This window comes from Actinomycetospora rhizophila (assembly GCF_042657905.1).
Taxonomy (GTDB): Bacteria; Actinomycetota; Actinomycetes; order Mycobacteriales; family Pseudonocardiaceae; genus Actinomycetospora; species Actinomycetospora rhizophila.
The window spans coordinates 354,038-366,192 of record NZ_JBHSKG010000001.1 but is presented as its reverse complement, the minus strand read 5'-3'; the positions used below and the strand labels follow the sequence as shown (position 1 = coordinate 366,192).

The window sequence follows — 12,155 nt, the reverse complement described above, 5'->3', positions numbered from 1 at the left end:
GGGTCCACTGTCGGGCGCACTGAACCAGAAGTCGAAGAGCTTGTAGGCCTCACTGATACAACTGATGCTTATGGAGCTGCACCAGCTGCGCTACCTCGTCGCGGTCGCCGAGGAGGGCGGGTTCACGCGGGCCGCGGCGCGCGAGCACGTCGCCCAGCCCGGCATCAGCGCGCAGATCGCCCGCCTGGAGCGCGAGCTCGGACAGGTGCTGTTCGACCGGTCGGCGCGCGGGGTGCGGCTGACCCCGGCCGGCGAGGCGGTGCTGCCGCACGCGCGGGCGGCGCTCGCCGCCGTCAGCGGGGTCCGCGACACCGCCGACGAGCTCGCCGGCCTCGTCCGCGGGCGGGTGTCGGTGGGGATGGTGCGCGGCGGCGGGGTCGTCGACCTCCCCGGCCTGCTCGGCGCGTTCCACCGCGACCACCCTGGCGTCGAGATCCGGCTCGTCGAGGCCGCGACCGACGCCCTGCTCGACGGCCTGCGCCGCCACGATCTCGACCTCGCATGGGTCGGCCGCGACGGCGACCCGCCCGCCGACCTGGACGTCGACGTGGTCCTCGACGTCCCCCTCGTCGCCGCGCTGCCGCCCGACGGGCCGCTGGGCGCCACGGTCACGGTGGCCGAGCTCGCCGAGCACCCGGTGATCGCCCTGCCCGTCGGCGCCGGGGTGCGCGCGGCGCTGGACCGGGCGGCGGCCGACGCCGGGGTGACGTTGCGCCCGGCGCTGGAGGCGGGCTCGCCGTCGGTGCTCGTGGACCTCGCGCTACAGGGACTCGGGATCGCCGTCGTCCCCTCGCCGGCTCTCTCCGGTCGCGACGGGCTGCGGTCCGTGCCGATCGTCCCGGAGGTACGGGCCCAGATCGACCTCGCCCGCCGCCGCGACGCGCCGCTCGGCCCGGCCGCGCGGGCCCTGCTCGACCGGGCCCGGGCCTGGATCGCCTGACTCCGCGACCCGGGACAATCGCGACCGTGGACCTGGTGCTGGGCGTCCGGCTGTTCGTGCGCGGCGCGGTCACGGTGCTGCGCTCCCCGCGCCTGCTGCTGCTCGGGGCGATCCCCGCGCTGATCGTCTCCGTGGTCTACGTCGGCGCGCTCGGCACGCTGGTCGCCTACCTGCCCGACCTCGCGGCCGCGCTGACCCCGTTCGCCGACGGGTGGTCCGAGACGCTGCGCAGCGGCGCGCGGATCGCCGCGGGCGCGGCGGTGGTGGCCGCCGCCGCCGCGATCGCCGTCGTCACCTTCGTCGCCGTGACGCTCGCCGTGGGCGGCCCGTTCTACGAGAAGCTCGCCGAGACCGTCGACGAGGGCATTGGTCCGGTGCCGGGCACGGTCGAGCCGTCGTGGCTGCGGTCGCTGGCGCGCGGGGCACGGGACGGGCTGCTGCTCATCGCGCTCTCCGTGCTCGCGGCGGTCCCGCTGTTCGTGCTGGGGTTCGTTCCCGTCGTCGGGCCGGTGCTCGCGCCCGTGGCCGCGGCGCTCGTCGGCGGACGGCTGCTGATGATCGAGCTGACGGCGCCGGCCCTGCAGCGCCGCGGCCTCGACTTCGGCGCCCGCCGCCGGCTCCTGCGCACGCGGCGCCTCGCGACCTGGGGCGTCGGCATCCCGACCTACCTGCTCGCGGCCATCCCGTTCGTCGCCGTCCTCGCCATCCCGGCGGCCTCGGCCGCCGCGACGCTCTTGGCCCGCGAACTGCGCGGGGAGCCGACGGAGCGGCGCGCACCGACCGTGGCGTGATCGTGGGGGCTTTCCTGACGTTGGGTGTCAGCGTGGCCCCCACGCTGACTCACCCCGCGGACTCGTAGGCCGACCAATCGGGCATCGGGGTGCCGGCGAGGCTCGCGCCGAGGCGGTCGAGGTACCAGCGCCAGCCGGCGTCGACGTCCTCTGCCCTGATGCCGTCGACGAGCCGCTGGGCGAAGACGAGGACCGCGCCGGCGCCGTGCGGTTCGACGGTGAGGTCGATGAGCCAGGACCGGTTCTCGGGCGCGGGGAACTCGACGGCCAGGTGGCGGGGCGGCGCGCAGGCGTGGATGCGCACGTCGGCCGGCTCGTCGACCTCGCCGCCCGCGTCGACCTCCCCGGTGAGCGTGAACGAGACCGTGCCGCCGACGCGCGGCTCGCCGGTCCAGGTGCCGATCCAGCGCCCGAGCCGCTCGGACTTGGTGATCGCGGCCCACACGTCCTCGACGGGGTCGGGGTACTCGCGGCGCCAGACGGCGGTCGTGGCGCCGTCGGGCTCGGTGCGGATCTCAGCCGGCGGCGTGCTCATCGCTGTCTCCGTTCTCGGCGGCGCGGCGGGCGCGCCGGCCGCGGTGCATCTCGGTGTCGAGGGCGTCGAGCCGGCTTCCGGGACCGGCGATCGGCGCGGACGTCAGGGGGCGGAACCGCTCCAGCCAGGCGTCGAGCTCGGCCAGCGGGCGGCGGTCGAGGGCGTAGATGCGGTGCTGACCCGCGACCCGGGACGTCACGAGCCCGGCCTCGCGCAGCACCCGCAGGTGGCGACTGATCGCGGGGCGGCTGACGGGGAAGTCGGCGGCGATCTCGCCGGCCCCGACCTCGCCGTCCGCGAGGCGTTCGACGATGGCCCGGCGGACCGGGTCGGCGAGCGCTTCGGCGGGGAACACGGTTTGATATGTAACCGCTTCTTTCATTAACCGTCAAGTTACCCGTGATCGGCGAGCGTGTGGCGTTACGGACGTTGAGTGTCTGCGGTGGCACTCCGCTGACATCAGAGCAGCGTCGGCTGCTCGTCCTCGTCGTCGCTGTCGGTGACGGTGACCGCCGGGGCGTAGCGCGCGGCGGCAGGCAGGACGCGCAGGGAGCCCTCGGCCTCGCGGGCCACCAGGCGCATCGCCTCGAGCACCCCGACCACGTCGGCGGCGAAGCGCTCGGCGTCGGCGATCGCGGCCTTCGACCAGTACCGCCCGTACTCGCCGACCAGCTCCGCGAGCACCTCGCGCACCGACGGCCACGGGATCGGGTCCGGGTCCTCGGCCGGGCGGAACTGGTAGATCAGCTCGCTGACCAGCAACAACGCCGCATGCGCCACGGTGCCGCTGCCGGGGAAAGCGACGTCCGAGCAGCCGCCGTCGACGTCGAGCGCGGCGAATCCCTCCTCGCGCGCCTCCACCACGAGCCCCGTGCGCGCCTCGATCCGGCGCGCCTCGTCGCCGGCGTGGCGGCGGAGCTCGGCGAACCGCGCGGGCTCGAGGTCGCCCGCGAGCACGACGGGGTCCTCGACCAGGCGCCGGCGCGCCGCCGTCGACGACGAGCCCCGCTCGCGCGCGCGGACCAGCAGGTCGTCGGCCGACTCCGCCCCGACGACCGCGCCGGTCGGCAGCAGCGCCATCCGGTCGTTGCGGACCTCGAGCAGCGCGTCGGCGTCCGCGTCGTGCTCGTAGAGGCCGACCCCGCGGTCGAGCTCCCGGACCATCCCGTGCGCGATCAGCCAGCGCAGCGCTGTGACCAGGGCACGCCGCGACGCCGTGTCGGTGTCCATGACGATCCCCGCCTCGGCGGCCGCGGAGTGCACGGCGTTGACGAGGTCGCGCAGGCTGGTGCGGTCGGGGCCCGACGTGGTCGCCGCGAGGACCAGCGCGAGCGCCGTGTACTCGGCGGGCGTGAACGCCCGCGGCGTCGTCGAGATCGTGCGCAGCGGCCGGTCGGCGGGCACGTGCCCGACCTTGACCAGGCGCGCCGTGTCGGCCGTGACGACGAGCCGGTAGTTCAGCTCCTGCGTGAACCACGCGTCGAGCGCGTCGGCGTGCCGGCGGACCAGCGCGACGACGTCGGGGTCCGCCTCCGCGGTGCGCCACGGCCGCGTCAGCAGGGCCCGCGTCGCGGTGACGAGCTCGCCGTCGCGCTGCGGGTCGCTCCGGGCGGCCGTCACCGGAGCCCCGCTCGCGTGATCAACGGGGACTTCGCGCGCCTAGAAGCAGCGAACAGCGCGTTCGCTGCGACCACGCCCGCCCTCACGGCGCCGGCTCCACGGTGAGGGTGAGGTCGCGGACGCGCAGGGCGCCGGCGTGGGTGGGCACGGTCGTCGACGTCCCCGGCGCGCGGGCCACGGCGCAGCGCACGCCGTCCAGGACCACGGCGCCGGACCCCGCGGACGGGCCCAGGTCGGCGACCGCGCGGGCGAGCACGCGCTGCAGCTCGCGCAGGGCGGGTTCGGACAGGCGCGCGGTGAAGCCCTCGGCGCCGGCCTCCAGCAGTTCGGCGCGGGCGGCGGCCGCACGCTTCTCCGCCTCCGCGCGCCGGGCCAGAAGGTGACGACGCTCCTGGCTGCGGTCCTGCACGCGGCTGGTGCGCCCACGGCTGGTGGCGTCGCCGCGTTCGCGCAGGCTGATCGGCACCTGGGCGGTCGGCGCCTCCCACCACGACACCGACGCGTCGACGGGGTCGGTGTCGTCGCCGCCCGCGCCGCCGAGGTGCCGGGCGCCGGCCAGCCCGAACGCTGCCGCGGCCAGCTCGTGCACCGAAGAGGGGTCGCCCCGGTCGAAGAACAGCGCGAGCCGCAGGTAGTCCGCGCGTCGCGAGGCACCCGCGGTGCCGGTGCGCGAGAGGCGCGTGAGGTTCTGGGTCAGGGTGCGGACGGCGTCGACGGCGTCGCGCTCGAGCACCTGGATGCGGCTGGGCCGGCCGACCCCGCCGACGAACCACGACGCGAGGTTCTCCCAGTCGGCGACCGCGGCACCCGGCTCCCGCCGCACGCGCACCGACGACAGTCCGGCCGCCGCGACCCGCGCCGCCAGCCCGTCCGCCGCCCGCTCGACGATCACCGGCACCCGCGGCAGCACCGTCTCCAGCAGCGCCGCGAGCGGGCGCGCGCGACGGCGCAGCGCCTCGAGCCGCTCGCCGACGTAGCCCACGAGCACCTCGGAGAAGAACGCGAACTCGTCCTCGTCGAGGTCGAAGCGCGACTGCCACTGGTTGATCGCCGCGAAGAACTGGGTGATCTCCGCGGAGAACGCGACATGCGGGTCGAACACGGCGCGCACGGCCTCGGCGAGCTTGTTCGGAGGCGCCGACGCGGGGTCCAGCCCGACGAGGAGATTCAGCCCCGCCCGCACCTGGTCCAGACGCCCCAGCGACACGTCGCGCACGTCGTCGACCTGCGCGAGCACGCCCTCGACGAGGTCGTGCACCTCCTGACCGACCCGCGTGATCAGGTACCGGTTGCGGCGTCGGTAGTAGTCCTCCACCGTGCCGACCTGGCCCACCGACGCCGACACCTCGAGGTTGCCCCAGCCCCGCAGCGCCTCGAGCCGGGCGGTCACGGTGGCCTCGTCGAGGTCCGTGTCCAGCCGCGCCGTCACCTCCGCCGGCGTGAGCTCCGCGAAGAACGTCCCGGCGAACACCGCGAGGATCTCCCGGTACTCCGGCGACTCGGTGACGTAGGCGAAGACGCTCGTGCGGATCCCCGGCGACGTCATGCGCGCACCTCGAGGGCAGCCCCGTCCCACCGGTAGTGCACGAGCGCGATCGCGCGCAGCTCGGGGTCGCGCAGCACCTCGGTGATCGCCAGCGCCGGGACCGTCGGGTGCGTGCCCCACAGCCGCTCCGAGGTGACGACGAAGTCGACGTCGAGGTCGACGAGCAGCCCGAAGAGCTTGGCGTGGTTGTCCTCGGAGACCTTGGCGAACGCGTCGTCGAGCAGCACGAGCCGCGGCGCGCCGACGTGGTGCGGGTCGTGCGCGGCGGCGCTCGCGGCGGCCGCGGCGGCCATCGGCAGCACGGTGACCAGCTTCTTCTCGCCCTCGGACAGCGTGGTCCGCCGCGTGAGCAGCTCGTCGCTGCGTCCCGGCCGGCGCAGGTAGAGGCGCATCTCGTGCCAGGTGCGGTAGTCGAGGACCTCGCCGATGACCGACCGGTACGACGCCTCGGGGTCGCGGACGCGCGCCGCCTCGACCAGCGACTTCACCGCCTCCCGGACCTGGTCGTCCTCCTCGGGCGAGCGCAGGTCCGGGTGCTTGCCGAGCAGCTCCAGCGCCGTCGCCGTCTCGGGGTCGAGGTCGCCGCGGGGTCGCCAGTCGAGCCGCACGCCGATGCCCTGGCTCGACGTCACGCCCTTCAGGATCCGGTTCATCCGGTCGACGAGCTCGCGCGCGGCGAACAGGGCGTCGGCGACCTCGCGGGCGATCCGGCCGTGCAGCAGGTTGCGCAGCGCCTGGTCCTGCTGCGCCGAGAGCAGGCTCGTGGCGCGGCGGCGCTGCACCGCGACCCGGTGCACCATCTGCGCGAGCACCGCCCGCGACGGCCCGCTGACGTGCACCGCGAGCGGCATCCCGTCGGCGCTGCGGCGGCTCTCGATGTCCCAGCCGCTGGCGAGCTCGTCGCGCGCCGCCCGCAGCGCCTTCTCCAGCGCGTCCTCGCTCACCGGCTTCCGCGGCGCGGGGATCCGCTCGCGCAGCGCGGCGACGAGCTCCTCGGCGCCCTCGACGGTGTCGGCCACCGACGGCAGGGGTTCGGGGGCGGCGTCCTCGTCCTCGGGATCGCCCGCCGGTTCCGCCGCCGACAACAGCCCCGGCACGGCGGCGGCCTCCGCGAGCCGGCCCCGCGCCGACCGCGCCGCGTGCTGCCTCTCGTCGAGGGTCCGGCGGGTCTCCTCGAGCGTCATCTCCGCCTTCGACAGCGCCACGGCCGCCGCGGTCTGCGCCTCGCGGGCCTCCTCGAGGCGCCCGGCGATCGTGCGCAGGCGCTCGTCGAGCTCGCCGACCCGCGCGGCGACCTTCGCGGGCTCCTCGCCGAGGGACTCCTCGATCGTCGTCAGCTCGGTGCGCACCGAGGCCGCCCGGCCGCTCGCCTCGCGGTGCTCGCCGACGGCCGTCGTGTGGTCGGCGGCGTCGCGCTCCCAGGCGGTGACCGCCTCGCGCCACGACCGGGCCGTGCGTGTCACGCGGTCGCGCGCCGAGTCGACGGCGGCGAGCGCGCGCTCGGCGTCGACGACCGCCTCGAGCAGGCCGTCGAGCCGGTCGGGGTCGGTCGGCACGCCGGCCTCGCCCGCACGGCGCGACAACGCCGCCCACGCCTCGTCGGCGCGGCGGCGGGTGTCGGCCGCCGCGGTCGTGAGCTCGCGGTGGCGGGCCTGCGCGCCCTCGGCGTAGCGCACGGCGCCGGTCGCCGCGGCCACCGCGTCGTCGACCCCGCGCGTCCCGGGCAGCTCGGCGACCAGCCGGCGCAGGGCCTCGGCGTGCGCGTCCAACGCGGCGGCGACGTCGGCCGCCGCGTCCCGCCGGCGCTGCGCGTCCGCGATCGCCGCCCCCAGCTCCGTGAGCCGGCGCTCCCGGGCCTGCGCCCGCGCGCCCGCGCCCACGTGCTCGGCCGCCGCCTTCGCGTGGCGTCCCCGCAGCGGGCCGGCGGCGAAGGAGCCGTCCGTCGCCACCCGGACGGGCCCGGCCGTCGTGCCGAGGGAGGACAGCACCCCGGCGACCGCCTCCACAGGCACCGCCCCGGTGTCGACGGGCGCGAGCAGGGTGTCGAGCGCGGGGCCGTCGACGGGCGTGGACGCGGCCACGACGAGGTCGCCGGCACGCAGGGTCCCGTCCCCGTCGACGTGCGCGCCGAGCAGGCCCGACGCCTCCAGCGCCGCCTCCAGACCGGCGCGCTCGGCGGCGTCGAGGTGCTCGCGGAAGTCCACGAGCGAGGCCAGCAGGACGCCGTCGGCGACGTCGTCGTCGGCGCGCCACGGCGGACGGGGCAGCGGCAGCTCGCCGGCGGCCTCGACCCGCGCGTGCTCGGCGCGCAGGCCGGCGAGCTCCTCGTCGATCTCCTCGACGAGCGCGGCCGCCCGGGTGCGGGCCCGGTCGAGGGCGCCCGTGAGGTCGTCGGCGGCGCGGCGGGCAGCAGAACGACGCTGCTCGGCGGCACGGCGCAGGTCGTCGTCGCTCCCGGGCTCCTCGATCGGGGACACCGTGAGCCAGCCCGTCGCGCCGGACGGCTCGGCGGCCGGCGCGTCGGCGGCGTGCGCGACCAGGCGCCGGGACCAGCCGGCGACCGCCTCGGCGTGCTCGTCGGCGGCGGCCCGCGCGGCCCGGCGCGCGGCGCCGGCCTGCTCGTCGGCGGCCTCGTGGGCGGCCTGCGCCTCGCCCGCGGCCGTCTCGGCGGCGTCGGTCGCCTCGGTCGCACGGCGGGCGCCGCGGGCGTGCTCGGCGACCTCGCGGACGGTCGTGCGGTGGCTGCGCAGGGCGTCGCCGACCGCCGTCAGGTCCAGGTCACCGGCGAGATCGTGGTCCTCGGTCGGCACCTCGACCGTGGTCTCACCGGCCTCGTCACAGCGGGGCTCGGTGGCCGGGACCGGCGGGTCGGGAAGCTGCGCGACCACCCCGGGCGCCGACGCGGCGCGGGCGGCGTCGGCGACCGCGCGGAGGTGCTCGGCGACCCCGGCCAGGTCGGAGTCGAGCTGCCCGCGCGTCGCGGCGACCGTGGCGGCGGCCGCGACGACGCGCTCGCGCGCCCGGGCGCGGTGACCGTCGAGGGTGGCGACGTGGGCGTCGGCGCGGGCGACCTCGTCACGGCGTCGCACCAGGTCGGCGTGCGCGGTGTACTCGGGCAGCGCCGCGAGGCCGGCGCGTTCGGCGGTGGCCGCGGCGTGCTCGTCGGCGAGGTCGCCGACCGCCCCGACGGCCGTCTCCCGCGCGGCGGCGGCCTTGCCGACCCCGCCGCGGTCGCGGTCGACGCGCCGGGCCGCGGTCCGGGCAGCGTCGACGGCGCCGGCCGTGTCGTCGACGGCGGCGGCGAGCACGCGGCGGGCGTAGTCGGTGTAGACCTCGACCGCCCCGTCGAGCGCCTCCGCGGTGCGGGCGAGGTCGGTGACGTTGCGGCGGTGGTCCTCGAGGTCCTCGAGCGGCTGCGCGGCGTCGTGCACCGCGTCCTCGGGCACCGGCGGCAGCGCCTCGCGCAGCGTGCGGGGCAGGTCGGTGTCGATGCGGTCGCCGACGCGGGGGTTGCGGACCTGGTGCAGCAGCCGGAAGTACGCCGTCGGGTCGACGCCGCCGAAGAAGCGGCGGGCGATCTCGGCGCGGTACTCGGCGGTGGAGGTGAACACCTGGCCGCGCGCGCCGAGCTCGGAGCGCAGCACGTCGACCGAGAACGGGACGTCGGCCTCGGTGAGGCGCAGGTCGATCCGGACGCGGCGGTCGGTGGAGAACCACCAGGTCGCGACGCGGTCGGTGCTGCGGTTGGCGCGGATGCCGCACCCGACCGTCCGGTACTCACCCGAGCGCTCGAACTCGATCCACAGGTAGCCCGTGCGCTGGGTGTCGTCGTGGTCGGACAGCATCCAGCTGCGCAGCACGCCGCGCTGCTCCCCCGCGGCGTCGATCTTGCGCACGTCCGCCTCGAGCAGGAACGGCAGGAGCATGTTCATCGCCGTCGACTTGCCCGACCCGTTGACCCCGCGCAGGAGCAGGCGTCCGTCGGCGAAGTCCAGCACCTCGTCCTGGTACTGGTAGACGTTCAGGATGCCGGCGCGGGAGGGCCTCCAGCGCAGCTGATCGTCTGCGGGCACCCGGAGGAGGGTACGGAGCCGGTGTCAGGTGCCCGCCAACCAGTCGGGGTCGCCGACGAGGTCCAGCACCTCCCGGGGCGTGTCGACGAAGCGCGGGTCGCCGGCGGCGCCGCGCTGCCAGGTCAGGGCGCGGGCGACGACGCCGGCGCGGCAGGCGGTCCTCGTCCAGCGGATCAGCTCGTCGTGGGGTGCGACGTCATCGAAGACCTCGAGGTAGGCGTCGCGGGGCCGGGTGATGGTGGGGTCGTCTTCGGTGACCCCCAGCGTGCGTCGGAGCGAGCCCAGCGCGACGAGCAGGCTCGCGAAGGGGTGGGCGAGGACGGCGTCGCCCCAGTCGGCGAAGCGCCCGTCGCGCAGGACGTTGCCGACGTGCAGGTCCTGGTGGTCGACGGTGCCCGGCACGGTGCCGGCGAGCTCGTCGCACCAGCGCCGGACGAGGTCCCGGTGGCCGCGCCCGCCGATCGTCGCCAGGGCCTCGTCGTACCGGGTGGGCAGTGCCGCCGGCGTGGCGTCGGGCACGCCGAGGTCCCGCATCGCGTCGAGGTGGGGTGCGACGCGGCGCTGTAGGTCGGCGTAGCGGGGCAGCGCGGCGGTCATCGCGGCGGACGGGTCGCCGTCGTCGTCGCGCACGCTCGGGCCGGTGTCGGGCAGCAGCAGGCGGTGGTGCTCGACGTCGACGGCGAGCGGGGTCGCGACGGCGTCGGGCGCGACGCGGGCGAGCAGCGCGTGCAGCCCCACCTCGGGCGCCATCCCGGGCGCGGGCTCCTTGAGCCACACCGTCCCGTCGGCGGTCGGGACGCGCAGCACCGTCGACCAGGCGCGGTGGCGCTGGGTGACCTCGCCGGTCGGGTGCCGGCCGGTGACGGCGGCGATCCACGCGAGCACCTCGTCGCGCCAGGCGTCGGTGCCACGCTCGCTCACCCGCTCATCGTCGCCGACTACCGTGCCGGGCGTGCTCGTCGTCCTGCCGCCGTCCGAGACGAAGGCGCCCGGTGGTCGCGGGCGCCCGCTCGACCTGGACGCGCTGTCGTTCCCCTCGCTGAACCCGACGCGCAAGGTGCTGGTCGACGAGGTCGTGGCGCTCGCCGCCGACCTGCCGGCCTCGCGGGCGGCGCTGGACATCTCCGAGCGCCAGGACGACGAGATCGCGCGCAACGCGGCGCTGTGGACCTCGAGGACCGCGCCGGCCCTGCGCCGCTACACCGGCGTGCTCTACGACGCGCTCGACCCGGCCTCGCTGACGACGGCCGCGAAGCAGCGCCTCGTCGTGTGCTCGGCGCTGTTCGGGCTGGTCGGGGGCACCGACCCGATCCCGGCGTATCGGCTGTCGGGCACGAGCGCGCCGCCCGGGCGGGACGGGCTGCGGGTGACGTGGCGCCCGGAGATCTCGCCGCTGCTGGACGGGGCGGACGACCTGGTCGTCGACCTGCGCTCGGGCCCCTACATGGCGCTCGGCCCGGCGCGCGGCGCGGTCACCCTCGACGTGCACAGCGAGGCCGCCGACGGCTCGCGGACGGTGGTCAGCCACGCCAACAAGTCGCACAAGGGCCACGCGGCGCGCCTGCTCGCGTCGTCCCGGCGGCGCCCGAAGGACGCGGGCGGGGTCTTGGCTCTCCTGCACGACGCCGGCCTGCGTGTCGAGCAGGCCGCGGAGAACGCGCTCGTGCTCGTCGTCCCCCGCTGAGTGCTCCCCGAGGCACGGGGTGTCCCAGCGTGGGGGCCATGCTGACGTTCAACGTCAGTATTTCCCCCAGCTGGACCCACCCAAGATCGTGGTGGCTTTCCTGACGTTCAGCGTCAGCGTGGCCGCCACGCTGACAACACCCCTCAGGCGAGCTCCGCGAGCACGGCGTCGGCGAGCGGGGGCCAGGCGGCCTTGGCCCAGTCGCCGAAGTCGCGGTCGGCGAGGGCGACGCACGCGACGCCGGCGTCCGGGTCGACCCACAGGAACGTGCCCGACTGGCCGAAGTGGCCGAAGGTGCGCGCCGAGTTCGTCGCGCCCGTCCAGTGCGGCGACTTGCCGTCGCGCAGCTCGAAGCCCAGGCCCCAGTCGTTGGGCTTCTGGTGCCCGAAGCCCGGGATCGTGCCGTTGAGCCCCGGGAAGGCCACCGACGTCGCCTCGTCCAGGGTCGAGCGGTGCAGCAGCCGCGGGGCCTGCAGCTCGGCGGCCAGGCGCAGGAGGTCGTCGACGGTCGAGGTCGCGCCGTGCCCCGGCGAGCCGTCGAGCGTCGTCGCCGTCATCCCGAGCGGCGCCAGGACCGCCTCGTGCAGGTAGTCGGCGAACCCGATGCCGGTGGCCTCCTCGATCGTCGCCGCGAGCACCTCGAACCCCGCCGACGAGTACAGCCGCCGCGTCCCGGGCTCGGCGACGACGCGGTGCTCGCCGAACGCCAGCCCCGAGGTGTGGGCGAGCAGGTGGCGCACCGTCGACCCCTCGGGCCCGGCGGGCTGGTCGAGGGTGACCGCCTCCTCCTCGACCGCCACGAGCGCCGCGGTCGCCACCAGCGGCTTGGTCACCGAGGCGAGCGGGAACCGGCGATCGCCCGGCCCGTGGACGCCGCGCACGGTGCCGTCGGCGGTGACCACCCCGGCCGCGGTGTGGTCGACGGGCCAGTCGTCGATCTGCGCGAGGCTCTGCACCCCCGCGACC

At 76.5% G+C, this 12,155-nt stretch carries 10 protein-coding genes; 3 read left to right on the top strand and 7 right to left on the bottom strand.

All coding sequences use genetic code 11. The features are described 5' to 3' along the window. Positions 1 to 70: 70 nt before the first annotated feature. The gene (locus ACFPK1_RS01755; protein WP_378019167.1) at positions 71 to 940 is read left to right on the top strand and encodes a LysR family transcriptional regulator; all 870 of its coding nucleotides are present in this window, start codon (positions 71 to 73) and stop codon (positions 938 to 940) included. Positions 941 to 966: 26 nt separating this feature from the next. Further along, complete coding sequence (locus ACFPK1_RS01750) at positions 967 to 1,731, top strand: EI24 domain-containing protein (RefSeq protein WP_378019166.1); 765 nt, start codon at positions 967 to 969, stop codon at positions 1,729 to 1,731. Between the two features lie 49 nt (positions 1,732 to 1,780). On the opposite strand, the gene ACFPK1_RS01745 is transcribed toward ACFPK1_RS01750, so the two are convergent. The 6 genes from ACFPK1_RS01745 to ACFPK1_RS01720 all read right to left on the bottom strand — a co-directional run bounded on the left by ACFPK1_RS01745 (position 1,781) and on the right by ACFPK1_RS01720 (position 10,426). Further along, on the bottom strand, positions 1,781 to 2,266 hold the full coding sequence (locus ACFPK1_RS01745) for an SRPBCC domain-containing protein (protein ID WP_378019165.1): 486 nt from the start codon (positions 2,264 to 2,266) through the stop codon (positions 1,781 to 1,783). Then, positions 2,247 to 2,621 (bottom strand): ArsR/SmtB family transcription factor, encoded by a 375-nt coding sequence (locus ACFPK1_RS01740; RefSeq protein WP_378019164.1) that lies wholly within the window; start codon positions 2,619 to 2,621, stop codon positions 2,247 to 2,249. The genes ACFPK1_RS01745 and ACFPK1_RS01740 overlap by 20 nt, the downstream gene beginning before the upstream one ends. A 104-nt stretch (positions 2,622 to 2,725) precedes the next feature. Beyond that, positions 2,726 to 3,886: a TIGR02678 family protein gene (locus tag ACFPK1_RS01735; RefSeq protein WP_378019163.1), complete on the bottom strand. Its 1,161-nt coding sequence runs from the start codon at positions 3,884 to 3,886 to the stop codon at positions 2,726 to 2,728. A gap of 82 nt (positions 3,887 to 3,968) precedes the next feature. Further along, entirely contained in the window at positions 3,969 to 5,432 is a 1,464-nt protein-coding gene (locus tag ACFPK1_RS01730) for a TIGR02677 family protein (RefSeq protein WP_378019162.1), read from the bottom strand. Further along, positions 5,429 to 9,505, bottom strand: coding sequence for a TIGR02680 family protein (locus ACFPK1_RS01725; protein WP_378019161.1), 4,077 nt, complete (start codon positions 9,503 to 9,505; stop codon positions 5,429 to 5,431). Before ACFPK1_RS01725 ends, ACFPK1_RS01730 begins: the two co-directional genes overlap by 4 nt. 24 nt (positions 9,506 to 9,529) lie before the next feature. Continuing rightward, positions 9,530 to 10,426 carry an aminoglycoside phosphotransferase family protein gene (locus tag ACFPK1_RS01720; protein ID WP_378019160.1) on the bottom strand — a complete coding sequence of 299 codons (897 nt, stop codon included), beginning with the start codon at positions 10,424 to 10,426 and terminating at the stop codon, positions 9,530 to 9,532. 31 nt (positions 10,427 to 10,457) lie between these two features. On the opposite strand from ACFPK1_RS01720, the gene ACFPK1_RS01715 reads away from it, so the two are divergent. Continuing rightward, positions 10,458 to 11,189, top strand: a complete 732-nt coding sequence (locus ACFPK1_RS01715; RefSeq protein WP_378019159.1) for a YaaA family protein — start codon at positions 10,458 to 10,460, stop codon at positions 11,187 to 11,189. Between the two features lie 143 nt (positions 11,190 to 11,332). Here the strand turns inward: ACFPK1_RS01715 and ACFPK1_RS01710 are convergent, their stop codons facing one another. Beyond that, entirely contained in the window at positions 11,333 to 12,145 is an 813-nt protein-coding gene (locus ACFPK1_RS01710) for a serine hydrolase domain-containing protein (RefSeq protein ID WP_378019158.1), read from the bottom strand. Positions 12,146 to 12,155 lie beyond the last annotated feature (10 nt).